Annotated in this window: 11 protein-coding genes; 8 read left to right on the forward strand and 3 right to left on the reverse strand. The window is 64.6% G+C overall.

Annotated features, from left to right (window positions below; translation table 11 throughout):
* Positions 1-62 precede the first annotated feature (62 nt).
* Positions 63-974 carry a LysR family transcriptional regulator gene (locus tag B0G75_RS25470; RefSeq protein ID WP_106312083.1) on the forward strand — a complete coding sequence of 304 codons (912 nt, stop codon included), beginning with the start codon at positions 63-65 and terminating at the stop codon, positions 972-974.
* Between the two features lie 10 nt (positions 975-984).
* On the opposite strand, the gene B0G75_RS25475 is transcribed toward B0G75_RS25470, so the two are convergent.
* Together B0G75_RS25475 and B0G75_RS25480 are read right to left on the reverse strand one after the other, a co-directional pair.
* The gene (locus B0G75_RS25475; RefSeq protein WP_106312086.1) at positions 985-1,434 is read right to left on the reverse strand and encodes a VOC family protein; all 450 of its coding nucleotides are present in this window, start codon (positions 1,432-1,434) and stop codon (positions 985-987) included.
* Between the two features lie 28 nt (positions 1,435-1,462).
* The gene (locus tag B0G75_RS25480) at positions 1,463-2,476 is read right to left on the reverse strand and encodes a glutathione S-transferase family protein (protein ID WP_106312089.1); all 1,014 of its coding nucleotides are present in this window, start codon (positions 2,474-2,476) and stop codon (positions 1,463-1,465) included.
* Positions 2,477-2,700: 224 nt separating this feature from the next.
* On the opposite strand from B0G75_RS25480, the gene B0G75_RS25485 reads away from it, so the two are divergent.
* Both B0G75_RS25485 and B0G75_RS25490 read left to right on the forward strand, forming a co-directional pair.
* On the forward strand, positions 2,701-3,624 hold the full coding sequence (locus B0G75_RS25485) for a LysR family transcriptional regulator (RefSeq protein WP_106312092.1): 924 nt from the start codon (positions 2,701-2,703) through the stop codon (positions 3,622-3,624).
* 127 nt (positions 3,625-3,751) lie between these two features.
* Positions 3,752-4,069 (forward strand): single-stranded DNA-binding protein, encoded by a 318-nt coding sequence (locus B0G75_RS25490; protein ID WP_106285001.1) that lies wholly within the window; start codon positions 3,752-3,754, stop codon positions 4,067-4,069.
* Here the strand turns inward: B0G75_RS25490 and B0G75_RS25495 are convergent.
* A complete protein-coding gene (locus B0G75_RS25495) occupies positions 4,039-4,965 on the reverse strand; it encodes a LysR family transcriptional regulator (protein ID WP_106312096.1) in 927 nt (308 codons plus the stop codon). The two genes, B0G75_RS25490 and B0G75_RS25495, sit on opposite strands and share 31 nt — an antisense overlap.
* 132 nt (positions 4,966-5,097) lie before the next feature.
* Between B0G75_RS25495 and B0G75_RS25500 the strand changes: the two genes are divergently transcribed.
* From B0G75_RS25500 to uvrA, 5 genes are all read left to right on the forward strand, one after another.
* Entirely contained in the window at positions 5,098-6,864 is a 1,767-nt protein-coding gene (locus tag B0G75_RS25500; RefSeq protein WP_106312099.1) for an acyl-CoA dehydrogenase family protein, read from the forward strand.
* Positions 6,861-8,066 carry a CaiB/BaiF CoA-transferase family protein gene (locus tag B0G75_RS25505; RefSeq protein ID WP_106312102.1) on the forward strand — a complete coding sequence of 402 codons (1,206 nt, stop codon included), beginning with the start codon at positions 6,861-6,863 and terminating at the stop codon, positions 8,064-8,066. Before B0G75_RS25500 ends, B0G75_RS25505 begins: the two co-directional genes overlap by 4 nt.
* Before the next feature lie 71 nt (positions 8,067-8,137).
* Positions 8,138-9,451: an MFS transporter gene (locus B0G75_RS25510; protein WP_106312105.1), complete on the forward strand. Its 1,314-nt coding sequence runs from the start codon at positions 8,138-8,140 to the stop codon at positions 9,449-9,451.
* A 156-nt stretch (positions 9,452-9,607) separates the two neighbouring features.
* Positions 9,608-11,197 carry an amino acid racemase gene (locus B0G75_RS25515; RefSeq protein ID WP_106312108.1) on the forward strand — a complete coding sequence of 530 codons (1,590 nt, stop codon included), beginning with the start codon at positions 9,608-9,610 and terminating at the stop codon, positions 11,195-11,197.
* A gap of 261 nt (positions 11,198-11,458) precedes the next feature.
* Complete coding sequence (uvrA, locus tag B0G75_RS25520) at positions 11,459-17,389, forward strand: excinuclease ABC subunit UvrA (protein ID WP_106312111.1); 5,931 nt, start codon at positions 11,459-11,461, stop codon at positions 17,387-17,389.
* Positions 17,390-17,816 lie beyond the last annotated feature (427 nt).

A 17,816-nucleotide genomic window follows, 5' to 3' on the forward strand; every position in this document is an offset into this window, starting at 1 on the left:
TAACAATCGACGCGTCGGCCGCCCAGCCCGGCGTCACAAACGGGCAACGACAGGCCTCAACCATGGATCGTTTCGAGGAAATGCGGGTTTTCATCCGGATCGCCGAGCGGCAAAGTTTCACGCGCGCCTCGGACGATTTGCAGATTCCGCGCGCGACCGTCACCAATCTGATGAAACGCATGGAGCAGCGGCTCGGCGCGCGGCTGCTCGAACGCACCACGCGCACGGTGCGTCTCACGCACGACGGCGAGGCGTACTACCGCCGCTGCGTGCGTCTGATTGCCGACATGGAAGAGGCCGAGGGCTCGTTTTCGAACCTCGCGCCGAAGGGTTTGTTGCGGGTGAATTTGCAGGGCACGCTGGCGCGGCACTTCGTGGTGCCTGCGTTGCCGGCGTTTCTCGCGCGCTTTCCGGGAATCGAGCTGACCATCGGTGAAGACGACCGGCTCGTCGATCTGGTGCGGGAGGGGGTCGACTGCGTGCTGCGCGCGGGCAATCTGCAGGATTCGTCGATGGTGGGGCGCCGCGTCGCGCAATTGCCGCAAGTGACCGTCGCGAGTCCGGCGTATCTCGCGGCATATGGCGAGCCGGCCGAGCCGTCGGCGCTGTCCACGCATCGGGCGGTCAATTACGTGTCGAGCGCGACAGGCAAGGCCGTGCCGCTCGAATTCAACGTGGCGGGCCGCGAGGTGGCAATGGTTCTGCCCTCGGCGGTGTCGGTGACCGGCACCGAGCTCTACACCGGCTCGGCGCTTGCCGGGCTCGGCATCGTGCAGGTGCCGCAATACCGGGTGGCGGCGGAACTGGCGACGGGGCGGCTGAAAATCATCCTCGCCGACTTTCCGCCGCCGCCCATGCCGGTGTCCGTGCTGTATCCGCAGAACCGTCAGTTGTCGTCGCGGGTGCGGGTGTTCGCGCAGTGGCTGCGCGATATTTTCGAGGCGGCTGCGGCCGCGACGGGCGGCGCGTCGTGAAAGCGCTCGCTCAGGTTGCCGCGCGGCGCGGGCCGAAGATGTTGATCAGATTGCCTTCGGGATCGCGCAACATGGTCGAACTGCGTTCGGCGTTGAGCGGCTGGTCGGCCCACAGAAATTCCACACCGTGTTGCCTGAGCGTGGCCGTCGCGGCGGCCAGGTCGTCGGTTTCGAACACGATGGCCTTATAGCCGAGCACGTCCAGATGATGGGGCGGCGCCATGCGATCCACCCTTTGATGCTCGGCGTAGGGACGTGACACCAGTTCGATGCGCACGCCCGCCGCTTCGATCATCGCGAAGTCCGCGCCGACCGCGTCGAAGCGGCCACGCTCGACTACCGTGAAGCCCAACACCGTTTCGTACCAGGCGATCGACGCATTGAGATCGCCGGTGGCAAGCGCCACGTTGTCGAGGCGCAGACCTTGCACGGGCGGCCGTGCGCCGGAATTGTTCTGCATGATGTCTTCTATCCTGAACAGAATGCGGCTACGAACCGACAGCGGCTTTTAATGAGCCGGATTCCCCGAAGCGCGCCCGATCGTGCGGCGCGGAGAAATCCTGAACGGGACCGAGCGGCACGATGCCGGTCGGATTGATACTGCGATGGCTCTCGTAGTAGTGCCGCTTGATGTGCGCGAAATCGACCGTCTGCGCAATGCCGGGCAACTGGTAAATGTCGCGCGTGTAGGCGGACAGATTCGGGTAATCGGCGATGCGGCACAGATTGCACTTGAAGTGGCCGACATACACGGCGTCGAAGCGGATCAGCGTCGTGAACAGACGGATATCGGCTTCGGTGAGCTGCGTGCCGGTCAGATAGCGCTGCGTCGCGAGTTGCGCGTCGAGCCAGTCGAGCGTTTCGAAGAGCGGCGTGACGGCTTCTTCGTAGGCTTGCTGCGTGGTGGAAAAGCCCGCCTTGTAGACGCCATTGTTCAGCGTGTCGTAGACGCGCGCGTTGATCGCATCGATTTGCGGACGCAACGGCGCCGGATAAAAATCGCCGGGCTTCGCACCGATGCCGTCGAACGCCGAGTTCAGCATGCGAATGATTTCCGACGATTCGTTGCTGACGATCGTGGCCCGTTGCTTGTCCCACAGGATCGGCACCGTGACGCGGCCGCTGTAGTGAGGATCGGCGGCGGTGTAGACCTGGTGGAGCAGCTTCGCGTGATTGACGCCGTCGGGCACGACGCCGGGGCCGTCCGCGAAGGTCCAGCCGTTTTCCAGCATCAGCCAGTGCACGACCGAGACGTCGATCATTGCTTCGAGACCTTTGAGCGCCCGCACGATCAAGGTGCGATGCGCCCACGGGCAGGCGAGGCTCACGTACAGATGGTAGCGTCCCGCTTGCGCTTCGAAGCCGCCGCTGCCGCTCGGACCCGGCGAGCCATCGGCGGTGACCCAGTTGCGGAACGCCGCGTCCTTGCGCACGAAACGGCCGCCGGTCGACTTGGTGTCGTACCAGCGGTCCTGCCATTTCCCGTCCACTAAAAGTCCCATGTCGCTGCTCCTTGTACGTGCGCGTTGCCGTGTCACGACCGCGCGCAATGAATGTTCCAGACGCGGCGCTGCTTTGGCAGTGATTCATCGGTGGCTCGTGCGGTTTTGGCGAAAGCCCGCCTCATACGCCCTTGCCGTCACTGTGCCGCCATATCGCTATAGTGGACTAACATTGTGGCCTTGCCGTACCATCGTTTCGTCGAACTCGTTCGAAGGAATGGAACATGTTGTCGGAAGACGAACTGGCTTTACTCGATGCGATTCGCGAGACCGGCAGCCTGTCGCGCGCGGCGGCGCGCCTCGGCAAGGCGCCGTCCACGGTCTCGCACGCCGCCCGCCAACTGGAGACGCGCTTCGACGCGCTGCTGTTCGACCGGCGCCGCTACCGCTTGCAACTCACCCCCGCCGGCCAACTGCTCGCCGATGAAGCCGCGCGTCTGATGCTCGACATGTCGCGCATGACGCAGCGCGTGAAGCAGATCGCGAGCGGCTGGGAAGACCGTCTTTGGATAGTCACGGACGAGATCATCGAATTCGAACTGCTGATGCCGGTGGTGCGCACATTCGATGCGCTCGACTCCGGCGTCAAACTGCGCTTCACGCACGAGGTCCTGAGCGGCACGTGGGAGGCGCTGCGCGACGGCCGCGCCGATCTGATCGTGGGCGCGACCAACGAGCCGCCGGCGATTCCCGGCCTGCGCTGGTTCGAACTCGGCGTGATGGAATGGGTGTTCGCGGTGTCGCCGCGCCATCCGCTCGCGGCCGTCGAAGGACCGCTCGGCCGCGAACGGATCCTCGAACATCGCGCGGTGGTGGTGGCGGATTCGTCGCGTACGACGGCGGGGCGTGCTTATGGTTTGATCGGCGGACAGGCGTCGCTGGCCGTGCCATCGATGCGCGCGAAAATCCTGGCGCAGCGCGACGGCCTGGGCGTGGGCTGGTTGCCGCGTCAGCGCGTCGCGTCGCTGTTGAAGCAGGGCGAGTTGATCGAGAAGGCGACGGCCGACCCGCGCGAACCGAACGTGCTGTACGTCGCGTGGCGCGGCGATCATGAAGGGCGCGCATTGCAGTGGTGGCTCGAACAGTTGCGGCAACCGCGGTTGGCGAAGCGCCTCGTGCGCGGTGTCGATATGACGATCGGCGCGTGATGCTCGCGCCGTTGGTTCGCGCCTGAGCGGCGTTTTTTATGCAGCCACAGCCGGTTCTCGTGGGATCATACGCGCCGTGCCGGGCGATTCTGCCTGGCGCACGGTACGAAACAAGAGGAGCAGGGCGATGATCGATGGACTGGTGGGCGGGCGGTTGTACGGCGAGGCGCAGATTCGCACGGGGCAGAATGGCAGGCGTTTCGTGACCTGCAAGGTGCGCGCGGCCACTAACGACGGCGACACGATTTTCGTCAACGTAATCGCCTTCGACGACGACGTGCAAACCGCATTGCTCGCATTGAGCGACGCGGACAGTGTCGCGCTGAGCGGCACCTTGACGCCGAAAGTCTGGACCGACAAGAACGGCCTCGTCAAACCGGCCGTGGACATGGTCGCTCACAAGCTATTGACGGCTTACGAAGGCCGCCGCGAAGCGGATGAATGAGCGGTGCCCGGCGGCTTGCCGCCGGCGTCCCTGAGATACTCGACGAAGCGGTCCGCCACAGGTTCCGCGTCGCCGCTCCGGCGCAACAACAGCACTTGCGACATCAGCGTCTCGCTCATTAGCGGCAAGAAAGAGACGCGCGAATCGTGCATCTGACGCAACGTGTACGGCACCAGCGCCACGCCCATGCCGAAGCCGACCATCGTCACGACGGTCTGCCACAAGCGCGCCTCGTGGCGAATCAACGGACTGAATCCCGCTCCCACGCACTGCGCGATGATCAGATCGTGATAATGCGGCGACACGGTGCGCGGAAACAGAATGAACGGCTCCTGCGCCAACGCGCGCAGATCGACCTTGCGTTTGCGCGCCAGCGGATGAGCGGCGGGCAGACAGCACAGGAACGGCTCGGAAAAGATCGGCGTGGAAATGACGTCGGCCGGAAAATTGCCCCAATGCGCGCAGCCCATGTCGACCTGCATGCGCTGGATCGCGTGCACCTGTTCGCTGGTGTTCATTTCCTTCAGAACGATTTCGACGCCTGGGTAATCGGCCTCGAAACGCTTCACCGCCTGCGGCATGCCGCGATACAGCATCGAATTCACGAAGCCGATCCGCAGGCGGCCGGCAAGGCCATGCGCCGAGCGAACCGTCATGCGTTCCGCCTCGTTCGCCTGCAATAACAGGCGGCGCGCTTCACCGAGCAGCACCTGGCCGGCGTTGGTCAGCGACACCGTTTTGTTGGTGCGCGTGAGCAACTGCACGCCGAGTTGTTCCTCGAACTTGCGGATGTCGAAACTGAGCGCCGGCTGCGAAATGAACAGCCGCTTGGCCGCGCGGCCGAAATGCAGCTCTTCGGCGACGGCCACGAAATAGCGCAATTGCTTCAGGTCCACGGCTGTCTCCTGATTCTTTATCGATAAGCTGCGTCTATCGTACCGGATATAAGTTGTATTAGACGATTATCGACGGCGCTCATATGCTCCTCTCACAAGCACTAACGTGCATAGCAGAGCAAGGAGACACGCATGAGCGAAATCACCGCGCAGCCGGCACACGGCTCGTCCAACATTCCCGACAGCCGGGGCATCAATTTCTTCACCAGCGATCCCGACTTCGCGCGCCTGCTGAAACTGCATCTCGGCGACACGCTGTTTGAGGAACTCAAAAGCCAGTTCGTCTCGCTGGGCCAGCGCGCTTCCGACGAACTCGACATGTGGGCGCTGTCCGCCGACAAGAATCCGCCGCAATTGCACCATCGCACGCGGCGCGGCGAAGCGCTGCAAAGCATCGACAAGCATCCGGATTACGTCGCGCTGGAACGGGTGGCTTACGCGGAGTTGGGACTCGCGGCGATGAGCCACGAGACTCGCGACGGCAAGAAATCGCCGCCGCCGCTCGTGAAATACGCGCTGACCTTCCTGTTCGTGCAGGCGGAATTCGGCCTGTGCTGTCCCGTGAGCATGACCGATTCGCTCACGCGTACGCTGCGCAAATTCGGCGCGCCGGAACTCGTCGCGCGTTTTTTGCCGATGCTCGCCTCGCGCGATTTCGACACGCTGTTTCAGGGCGCGATGTTCATGACGGAGCAGGCGGCGGGCTCGGACGTCGCGCGCATTGCCACGCGCGCGTCGCTCGAAACCGATGCGAACGGTGACGAAACGTGGCGTCTATACGGCGACAAATGGTTCTGCTCGAACGCCGACGCCGATCTTGCGATGGTGCTCGCGCGCCCCGACACGGCGCCCGCCGGCATCAACGGACTCGGACTGTTTCTGCTGCCGAAGACGCTGCCGGACGGCTCGCGCAACAGCTACCGGATCGTGCGGCTGAAGGACAAGCTCGGCAGCCGTTCCATGGCGAGCGGCGAGATCGTTCTGGAAGGCGCGGTCGCGTATCTGATCGGCGAAGTGGGGCGCGGGTTTCATCAGATGGCCGACATGATCAACATGTCGCGTCTGTCGAACGGCGTGCGCGCCGCGGGTTTGATGCGCCGCGCGCTGACCGAGGCGCTGCACATCGCGCGTAATCGCGAAGCGTTCGGCCGCAAGCTGATCGACATGCCGTTGATGCAGCGTCAGTTGCTCAAGATGATGCTGCCCGCCGAGCAGGCGCGCTCGATGTTCATGCGCATCGCGCTGTTGCTGGAGCAGGCCGACGCCGGCGACCGGCAAGCGGCGAAGTGCGTGCGCATCCTCACGCCGCTCATCAAGTTCCGCGCGTGCCGCGACGCGCGCCGCGTGACCGGCGACGCGATGGAAGTGCGTGGCGGCACCGGCTATATCGAAGAATGGAGCGACGCGCGGCTCGTGCGTGACGCGCATCTCGGCTCGATCTGGGAAGGCACCAGCAATATCGTCGCGCTCGACATCGCGCGAGCGGCAAAACGCGATGGCGCGCTGGAACCGTTGCGTACCTATCTGCAGGATCTGCTCGGCGCTGCGGGATTGCCGGCGGCCAGTCTCGCGCTGCTGCGCGCAACACTCGCGCGTGCGTGCGATGCGCTGGCGAGCGTCGCGGATTCGAGCCGCGACGAATGGGTTCGGCAAGCGGGCACCGCGTTGTATCACGCGAGCACCGCCGTGTTGATGGCGTGTGAGGGCGTACGTCTCGCACCGGATTACCGGCGTCTCGCGCTCGCTCATCTGGTCGTGCGGCACAAGCTGCTGCCAGTTGATCCGCTGGCATTGCATTCGGAGACGGATGAAAGCGAAGTGATCGACGCGTTGGTCAATGGCCGCGGCGTCACGCTCGACCAGGCGCTGCAACTGCTGCCGGCGGGGAGCACGCAATGACCGCACCGCTTCAAAATGATGGCGCGCAAGGCGCATTGCAGGGACTCAAGGTCATCGACCTGAGCCGCGTGCTCGGCGGCCCGTATTGCACACAGGCGCTCGCAGATCACGGCGCGCAGGTGATCAAGCTAGAACCGCCCAACGGCGACGAAACGCGCGGCTGGGGGCCGCCGTTCTACGGCGACACCGCGTGGTACTTCGCGGGCGTGAATCGCAACAAGCAGGGCATCGCCGTCGATCTCTCGCGTGAAGAAGGCCGCGCGATCCTGTGGAAGCTGCTGGAAGACGCCGACGTGCTGGTCGAAAACTTCAAACCCGGCACGCTCGCGCGCTGGGGCATGGACTACGAGCGCGATCTGCACGAACGTTTCCCGAAGCTGATTCATTGCGCCGTGTCGGGCTTCGGTCCCGACGGTCCGCTCGGCGGCTTGCCCGGCTACGATGCCGCGATTCAGGCGATGACCGGCCTGATGAGCGTGAACGGCGAGCGCGACGGTCCTGCCACGCGCGTCGGCTTGCCGGTTGTCGACATGGTCACCGGACTGAACGCGCTCGCCGGCATTCTGCTCGCGCTAGCCGAGCGCGCGAAGAGCGGCCGTGGCCAGTCGATCGATATCGCCTTGTACGACTGCGGCGTCTCGCTGCTGCACCCGCACCTGCCGAACTATTTCGGCTCGGGCCGCACGCCGCAGCGCAGCGGCAACGCGCATCCCAACATCACGCCGTACGACAGCTATCGCACCGCGACCGCGCCGATCTTTCTCGCGGTCGGCAACGACCGGCAGTTCGCGAAACTGTGCGCGCATCTCGGCGCGCCCGGACTCGCCGACGATCCGCGTTATGTCGACAACCGCAGCCGCTGCGCGCATCGCGAGCCGTTGAAGGCCGCGCTCGAAAGCCTGCTCGCAGCGCACGAGTGCGAGCCGCTCGCGCATGCGCTGATCAACGCGGGCGTGCCATGCGGACCGGTGCAAACGGTCGATGTCGTGGCGCGCCATCCGCATACCTTGCATCGCGGGCTGGTGGTCGAGATGGGCGAGTATCGCGGCACCGCGTCGCCGATCAAGTTGTCGCGCACGCCGGCCACCTATCGCAGCGCGCCGCCGTCGCTCGGCGCCGACACGCGCGACGTGCTCGACAAATTGGGCATCGACGCCGCGACCCAGCAGCGTTTGCTGGAAGCGGGCGTGCTCAAAGCTTAGACAGTGCAGTTCCCGGCGACGGCACGCAGAAGCCGCGCCACATCCAGAAGAAAGACCTTGGAGACAGAGACATGAATCGCGAGCAAGACGACCACGCCGCCAGCCGGCAACCGACACGCGCCGCGGCCGCGGCTTTTGTCGGCACCACGATCGAGTGGTACGACTTTTATATCTACGCCACGGCGTCCGCGCTGATATTCGGCAAGCTGTTCTTTCCCGGCAGCGATCCGTTTTTCGCCACGCTGGCTTCGTTCGGCACCTTCGCCGTCGGCTTCTTCGCGCGACCGTTCGGCGGGCTGGTGTTCGGCCACCTGGGCGACCGCATCGGCCGCAAGAAAGCGCTCGTGGCGACGCTGGCGATCATGGGCATCGGCACCGTCGGCATTGGCTTCCTGCCGACCTATGCGAGCGCCGGCGTGTGGGCGCCGGTGCTGCTCGTGTTGCTGCGGGTCGCGCAGGGCATTGCGATCGGCGGCGAGTGGGGCGGCGCGGTGCTGATGGCGAGCGAACATGCACCGCAAGGACGGCGCACGTTCTTCGCGTCGTTCGCGCAACTCGGCAGTCCGGCGGGCCTGATCCTGTCGCTGCTCGCGTTCCGCGCGGTGGCCTCGATGGACAAGGACGCGTTTCTCGGCTGGGGATGGCGCCTGCCGTTTCTCGCGAGCGCGGTACTGCTGGTGGTCGGCCTGCTGATCCGCGCGGGCGTCGACGAATCGCCGGAATTCAAGGCGCTCAAGGCGCAGCGGCGCGTGGCCGCGCTGCCGGTCGCCGAAGTCGTGCGCGACGCGTGGCGCACGCTGTTGCTGTGCCTTGGCGCGAACGTGATCGGCGTGGCCGGCGCGTGGTTCGTCAACACCTTCATGCTCAATTACACGACGCAAACGCTTGGCCTCGACCGTTCGTTGATTCTTGATTGCCTGTTCGTGGTGGCGTTCATCCAGTTGTTCACGCAACTGGGCTCGGGATGGTTCGCGCAACGCATCGGCACAGGGCGGTTTCTGAAGGGCGCGGCCGCGTTGGCGATGCTGTCGCCTTATCCGATGTTCGCGCTCGTTTCGACCGGGCGGCCGGTAGCGATCGTGATCGGCATTGCGCTGGCCGTGATGTGCATGTCGAGCTCCTACGCGGTAATGGCCGGCTTCATGTCGACCGCGTTCCCGGTGCGTGTCAGGTACTCGGCGATTTCGCTGTCGTATCAGGTGTGTGCCGCGCTGGCCGGCGGCCTGACGCCGCTGATCGGAACGTTGCTCGCACATCGTTATCCGGGTGCATGGTGGCCGCTGGCCGTGTTCTATAGTGTTCTGGCCGGAGTATCGCTCGCGTGTATCGGCACGCTGGAGCGTCGCAAGCGCGGCGCGGCGCATGGTGTCGTCGAAGCGGCGTGAGCGTCGGTCGATACGAGCGGCGCGGGGCAACACGTAGTAATTGGTGATTCGTGGTTAACCCCACGTCATAGTCGGCGCACATAATGTCATCCTCAACCGCGCAAAAGCCGCCTACCATCGAGGCTGGCGGCAAAAAAAACGACGGGGGAAGCCATCATGTATCGCTATCGTTCGCTAGGCGTCGTGACCGGCGCGGCGCAGTTCGCCAGCGCCGATGTTCTGTGCCGGTTGAGCGCCGCCTGGGACCGGCCGGGCGCGGCGCGCCCTTACGATCTGATTCTCGAGCAGCAGTCCTGGCAGGGGCCGGCCTCGCAAAGCGAGGCGAACGCCCAGTTCAAGATTCATGTGTTCGACACGATGCGCGCGTTCGAAAAGCGCGGCGTCGAGGCAATCGTGCTGCCGTGTTTTCTGAGCCATACCTTCATTGATGAACTCTCGGCGAACGTCGCCGTGCCGGTTGCCAACATCATGACGGCGCTATCGGCGCACGTGCGCCAGGCGTTTCCGTGGGTGCGGCGGGTCGGCGTGCTGACTTCGGACGCCATTCGCGGTAACGGTCTTTTCGAACGGTACTTCGACGCCGCGCGCTTCGACGTGCTGCATCCACGCAACGAAGCGGGCGTCGATTGCGTGACGAGCGCCGTCTACAGCGAGGAAGGCATCCGGAACGGCCGCCTCTGTGGACGCCCGGTCGAGTTGTTGCGCGCGGCGTGCGCGGACCTCATCGCACAGGGTGCGGAAATCATTTTGCCGGGGCTCGCCGAAATCGCGCTGGTCGCGCGCTCGCTGGGCCGGCTCGATGTGCCGCTCGTCGACGCCAATCTGGTCTACGCCCGCTACGTCGCGGCAGCGCAATTTTCGCAGCAGGAGCGGCGCTTCAAGGTGGGCGTGCTGGGCGGCGTCGGGCCGGCGGCGACGGTCGACTTCCTGGGCAAGCTGGTGCGCAATACGCCCGCAGCGTGCGATCAGGACCACATCAAGATCATGGTCGAGCAGAATCCGCAGATTCCCGATCGCACGGCCGCGCTGCTCGGCAACGGCGACGATCCGACGCTCGCGCTGTATGCCGCCTGCAAGACACTCGAGGACGGCGGCGCCGATCTCATCGCGATTCCATGCAATACGGCGCATGCGTTCGTCGAGCGCATCCAGCCGTCGCTCAGCATTCCGATTGTGAATATGCTGACCTGTGCCGCGGATTATCTGTCCGAGACCTTTCCGGGGTTGCGCGAAATCGGCGTGCTCGCCACCTCCGGGACGCTGGCGAGCCGCGTCTATGAACGGTCGCTTGAAGCGCGAGGGTTCGTGCAGATTGTGCCCGGCGAGGCGGCGCAGGCGCGGCTGATGAACGCCATCTATGGGCCGAAAGGCGCGAAGGCGGGCTTCACCTCGGGCGAGTGCTGCGACGATCTCGCCGCTGCCGTCGACGATGTGGTTGCGCAAGGCGTGCGGGTGATCATGCTGGGCTGTACGGAGTTGCCGCTGTTGCTGCGCGATGCGACGCTGGCGTGCGAGGGTGGATTGGTCGTCGGGCTGGTCGATCCAACCGAGGTGCTGGCCAGGCGGTGCGTGGCGTATGCCTTGGGGAAAACCGGTGAGCTCGATGCGACGCCAGCGGCTACGACGCCGTCAGTGGCCGATCAGCGCGGAGAGCGTCTGCCGACAACAGGCAAGCGCTCGTCCCGACCTCTCGCCGGCTTGCAAAAGCCTGGTGCGATAGCACCTCTTACTCCCACGCCGCTGTGAGCGGCGCTAAACCCTTTTCGTCACGATCGGCACATGGCTTGCTGCCGCGCTCAGCGGCGCGCGTTTTTCGCCGCCGGCCACCGCCTGATGCGCCTCCGAAGCACCGCCGTCCTGCGCCATGGAAAACTGTATAAATATACAGTATAGTATCCCGTTGCGAGCAGGGCTCCGGCGCGCGTCTCCGCCAGCCAGCCGCACCGAACTTGCGCGGTCGCGAGGCGTCCGTGAGAGGTGGCCCACTCATTCAGACGGTCGGAAAAATTGGCATCCAACGGCAAAAATGGCACAAGCGGTACCAACGGCACGAGCGGTACTAACGGCACAATCAGGATTCGCGGCGCACGCCAGCACAACCTCAAGAACGTCGATCTCGACGTACGAACCGGTGAAATGACGGTGGTCACCGGGCCGTCCGGTTCCGGCAAGTCGAGCCTCGTGTTCGACACGCTGTATGCGGAAGGGCAACGGCGCTACGTCGAAACATTCAGCGCTTACGCGCGGCAGTTTCTCGACCGCATGGACCGGCCGCAAGTCGACCGCGTCGACGGCGTGCCGCCGGCCATCGCGATCGACCAGACCAATCCGGTGCGCAGTTCGCGCTCCACCGTCGGCACCATGACGGAGCTCAACGATCACCTGAAGCTGCTCTACGCGCGTGCGGCCGAACTATTCGACCGCAAGACGGCTCATCAGGTGCGTCACGACACGCCGGAAACGATCTACGCCGAGTTGCTCGAACGCACGGCGCAGAACGAACCGCGGCTCGTCGTCACGTTCCCGGTCGAGTTGCCGGAATCCGCGTCGGAGCAGGAAGTGGAGCAATGGCTGTCGGCCAGCGGCTACACGCGCGTGCAGGCGCAGCGCGAAGTCGATTCACCTACCGGCAAGCGCAAGCTGCTCGACGTGGTGGCCGACCGCTTCCGGCTGCGCTCGGTGGACAAGCAGCGGGTGGTCGAGGCAATCGAGGCTTCGCTCAAGCGCGGCGGCGGGCGCGTCAATATTTATGTGCTGCCGGCGTCGCCGGAAGGGCCGGAAAGTCAGGAAGCCGAACCGCAAATCTGGCGTTTCTCCACCGGCTTGCACAGCCCGGAGAGCGACCTGCGCTACGCCGACCCGCAGCCCGCGCTGTTCTCGTTCAACTCGGCCTACGGCGCGTGCGAAGTTTGCCGCGGCTTCGGCCGCGTGATCGGCGTCGACCTCGGGCTGGTGATTCCGGACGCGCGCAAGACGCTGCGCGACGGCGCGATCAAGCCCATGCAAACGCCCGCATGGAAGGAGTGTCAGGACGATCTGATGCGCTATGCGGCGAAAGCCGATATCCGCCGTGGCACGCCGTGGGGCGAGTTGACGGACGCCGAGCGCGACTGGGTCATCAACGGCTCGCCGGACTGGAACGGCAAGTGGCAAAGCCACTGGTACGGCGTCAAACGCTTCTTCGAGTATCTCGAATCGAAAGCGTACAAGATGCACATTCGCGTGCTGCTGTCCAAGTACCGCAGCTATACGCCGTGCGAAACCTGCGGCGGCGCGCGCCTGAAAACGGAATCGCTGTTGTGGCGCCTCGGTAGCAAGGCGAATGCGGACAACGTGCTGCCGGCCGCAAAGCGCTTCCTGCCGCGCGGCGTCGACTGGACGCGCGGGCAGCTCGAAGCGTTGCCGGGTTTGACCGTACACGATTTGATGCTGATGCCGATCGAGCGCATCCGGCGCTTCTTCGACGAAATCAGCTTGCCGAGCGCCTTGCTCGACGACGCGCTCAAACTGCTGCTCGCCGAAGTGCGCACGCGCCTCAAGTATCTGTGCGACGTCGGGCTCGGCTATCTGACGCTGGACCGGCAAAGCCGCACCTTGTCGGGCGGTGAAGTACAACGGATCAACCTGACCACGGCGCTCGGCACCTCGCTCACCAAGACGCTGTTCGTGCTCGACGAACCGAGTATCGGCTTGCATCCGCGCGATCTGAACCGCATCGTCGAAGCCATGCACCGTTTGCGCGATGCGGGCAATACGCTGGTGGTGGTCGAACACGATCCCTCCGTGATGCTCGCGGCGGATCGTCTGATCGATATGGGCCCGGGGCCGGGCGAGCGCGGCGGCTCGATCATTTACGACGGCGCGCCCGAGGCGATCCGTTCGTCAGGCACGCTCACTGGCGAGTACCTCGGCGGCCGGCGGCATGTGGCCGACGCCGCGCATTGGTCGCAGCGTCCCGTGGATGCCACCACGCCGCGCATCGTGCTCGAAGGCGCGACGGAACACAATCTGCGCGATGTCACGGTGGAGATTCCGTTGGAGCGGCTCGTCTGCGTGACGGGCGTGTCGGGTTCCGGTAAGTCCACGCTCCTGCAAGACGTGCTGTATCCGGCTATGGCGCGGCACTTCGGACTCGCAACGGAATCGCCCGGCGCATTCAGAAGCCTGAGCGGCGCCGATCAGGTCACCGACGTCGTGTTCGTCGACCAGTCGCCGATCGGCAAGACGGCGCGCTCGAATCCGGCGAGTTACGTTGGTGCGTTCGACGAGATTCGCAAACTGTTCGCCAAGGCACCGCTCGCGCAGCAACGCGGTTACGGCCCCGGCATGTTCAGTTTCAATTCGGGCGAAGGTCGCTGCCCGACTTGTGGCGGCTCGGGTTTCGAACATATCGAAATGCAGTTTCTGAGCGATGTGTATCTGCGCTGCCCCGATTGCGACGGGCGCCGTTATCGCGCGGAACTGCTCGAGGTCAAGATCGAGCGCGGCGAACCGGCGCGCGCGCTGAGCATTGCCGACGTGCTGGAATTGACGGTGAGCGAAGCCACCACGTACTTCGCGAAAGATGCCGAAGTATTGCGCGTACTGCAGCCGATCGTCGACGTGGGCCTCGAATACGTGAAGCTGGGCCAACCGGTGCCTACGTTGTCGGGCGGCGAAGCGCAGCGGCTCAAGCTCGCCGGTTTCCTCGCGGAATCCGCGCAGGCGCGGACCGCGCGCAGTGCGAAGCAAGCGGTGGCGAAGCGTCTGTTCATGTTCGACGAGCCGACCACGGGCCTCCATTTCGACGACATCGCCAAGCTGATGCAGGCGTTCGGCAAGCTGCTCGCAAGCGGCCATTCGCTGATCGTGATCGAACACAATCTCGACGTGATCCGCGCGGCCGACTGGCTGATCGACCTCGGTCCCGAAGGCGGCGACGGCGGCGGCCGCGTGCTGTGCGCGGGCACGCCGGAAGACGTCAAAACGTGTCCGGAATCGCATACCGGCGAAGCGCTGCTGCAATACGACCGCGCCATGGGCGCGGCTGCCGAACCGGCGTCGCAAGGTATTCCGCTGCAAAAGGCGCTGAGCGCCGCGCGGGCGCGCCGGGCGATCGAAGGCGAGGACGTGGTGCGCATCGTCAATGCGCGCGAGCACAACCTGAAATCACTGGACGTGGACATTCCGCACGGCAAATTCAACGTGATTACCGGCGTGTCCGGTTCGGGCAAGTCCACGCTCGCTTTCGACATTCTCTTCCACGAAGGGCAGCGCCGTTACCTCGAATCGCTGAACGCCTACGCCCGTTCCATCGTGCAGCCTGCGGGGCGTCCCGAGGTCGACGCGGTGTACGGCATTCCGCCGACCGTCGCGATCGAACAGCGGCTCTCGCGCGGCGGCCGCAAGAGTACGGTCGCGACCACGTCCGAGGTGTGGCACTTCCTGCGTCTGCTGTATGTGAAGCTCGGTCTGCAGCATTGCATTCACGACGGCACGCCGGTCACGTCGCAGAGCGTCGAATCGATCGCGGCGCAGTTGCTGCGCGATCACAAAGGGGAACATGTCGGTTTTCTGGCGCCGCTGGTCGTGAACCGTAAAGGCGTCTACACGGATCTGGCGAAGTGGGCGAAGGCGCGCGGCAATACCCATCTGCGCGTGGATGGCGAATTCGTGCCGGTGGATCCGTGGCCCAAGCTCGACCGTTTCCGCGAACATACGATCGAATTGCCGGTGGCCGATCTCGTCGTGTCGCCGGACAATGAAACCGAACTGCGTCGGGCGCTCGACCAGACGTTGGAAGTCGGCAAGGGCGTGATGCATCTGCTGGCGCCTTTGGACGGTTTGCACGACGCGATCAGTGGTGGCCGCGCCACGGCGAAACTCGGCGCGGTGAAGGTGTTGTCCACCAAGCGCGCGTGTCCGATGTGCGGCACGAGTTATCCGGAACTCGATCCGCGCATGTTCTCGTACAACAGCAAGCATGGCTGGTGTACGACCTGCGTCGGCACGGGCCTCGCGCTCACGCGCGAACAACGCGCCGTGTACGACGATACGATTGTCGTCGACGACAATCGTGGCCGCGAGCAAAGCCTGCCGTCGGAAGAGCAGGAGCCCGAAGGTCTTGTGGACGAACCGTGCCCGGATTGCGCCGGTACGCGTCTGAATCCCACGGCACGCGCGGTCACGTTCGACGCGCAGGCGATTGTCGATGTCGCGCAGTGGACCGTGTCCGATACGCGCGCCTGGATCGACACGCTGGAGATGACCGGTCGCGACGCGGAAATCGCGCGTGACGTGGTGAGCGAAATTGGCAGCCGTCTGCAGTTTCTCGAAGAAGTGGGACTCGGCTATCTGAGTCTCGATCGCGCGGCGCCGAGTCTGTCGGGCGGCGAAGCGCAGCGCATCCGGCTTGCCGCGCAGCTCGGCAGCAACCTGCAAGGCGTCTGCTATGTGCTCGACGAACCGACCATCGGTCTGCATCCGCGCGACAATCAGATTCTGCTGAACGCTTTGCGCAAGCTCGGCGAAAAGGGCAATACGCTGGTGGTCGTCGAGCACGACGAGGACACGATCCGGCGTGCTGATCACATCATCGACATCGGGCCGGGCGCCGGCAAACGCGGCGGCACGCTGGTCGCGCAAGGCAGTGTGGCGGATCTGTCGGCGCAGCCCGATTCGCTGACCGGACAGTTTCTCGCGCAGCCCATCGTGCACCCGTTGCAGCCGCGTCGCGAAGTGGTCGCGCCGGGCAAGCGTAGTGCCGCGGTGCCGGAGAACTGGCTGACCGTGCATGGCGGCAAGCTGCATAACTTGCGCAACGTCACGGTCGGCATTCCTTTGTCGCGACTCGTCGCGGTCACCGGCGTCAGCGGTTCCGGCAAGTCGACGCTCGCACGCGACGTGCTGATGACCAACCTGCTGGATGCGGTCGGACGTTCGGTGTTGTCGTCGCCGGCCACGCGGCGCGCGCGCGCGGCGGCCGAAGAAAAACCGGCAGCGAACCGGCGTTCCAGCGTGCTGGCGCGTACGGCGCCGCGCGCGCCGCTAAACGTGACGCATGCATGGCAAGGCTGCGATTCGATCACCGGCTGGGAAACCATCGACCGTGTGCTCGAGGTCGATCAAACGCCGATCGGCAAGACTCCGCGTTCTTGTCCGGCCACTTACATCGGCGTGTGGGACGCAATCCGCAAGCTGTTCGCCGGCACGCTCGAAGCGCGCGCGCGTGGCTATACGGCCTCGCGTTTCTCGTTCAATACCGGCGAAGGCCGTTGCCCGGCTTGCGAGGGGCAGGGCGTGCGTACCATCGGCATGAGCTTCCTGCCCGACGTGAAGGTGCCTTGCGACGTGTGTCACGGGCAGCGCTTCAACCCGGAAACGCTCGCGGTCACGTGGCGCGGCAAGAATATCGGCGACGTACTGACCATGGAGATCGACGAAGCCGTCGAGTTCTTTGCGCCCATCACGAACATTGCTCATCCATTGCAGTTGATGAAAGACGTCGGGCTCGGCTATCTCACGCTGGGTCAACCGTCGCCCACGTTGTCCGGCGGCGAGGCGCAACGTATCAAGCTCGTCACCGAATTGAGCAAGGTGCGCGACGACATCACGCGGCGCGGGCAGAAGCCGCCGCATACGCTGTATGTGCTGGACGAGCCGACCGTGGGCCTGCATATGGCCGACGTCGCCAAGCTGATTCGCGTGCTGCATCGTCTCGCGGACGGCGGCCATAGCGTCGTCGTCATCGAGCATGATCTGGATGTGATCGCCGAGGCGGACTGGATCATCGACCTCGGTCCGGAAGGCGGCGTAGGTGGCGGGTCGATTGTCGCTGCTACGGATCCCGAAGGACTGTCGCGCGTTGCGGCAAGTCACACGGGAGCCGCGTTGCGGCCGGTCCTCGCGCGATCGCGTGACAACAGTGCTATCGTGGCGGGCGAGGGCACGAACGGTTAATGCAGCAGGAGCGGCGCGATCAACGTCGCGCCGCTCCTGCTTGCTCGAATGTTGAGCGCCCATGAGTTTGCCGGCGCACGATTCACGTCACTCTGGCCAAGCCATTCGGTCCGCGCGAAATTGCGCTGACAGTCCATCAACGCCGCGCCGACGTCACTCTACCGGCATCATTGACATTTGTTGGCTTAATGTAATTTATTGGAATTGTTTTGTAATTCAATTCAGCGCGTAATTGGGATACGTATATAGAGTGTCGTAAATACCGCTAAAAATATTTTTAAAGGCTTCTGGCCTTCTGCTATCGTCTCGCCATTGGCGGCGGTCACACCCCGGCGCCCACTCACCACGGCAAACGTCCTGCCCGCGATCCACGCAACTCACGCTGCGAGGGCGTCTAAACGCCTGCCCAGTGGAGCCCTCCGCGTTC

It is taken from the genome of Paraburkholderia sp. BL18I3N2 (assembly GCF_003001875.1).
Lineage (GTDB): Bacteria > Pseudomonadota > Gammaproteobacteria > Burkholderiales > Burkholderiaceae > Paraburkholderia > Paraburkholderia phytofirmans.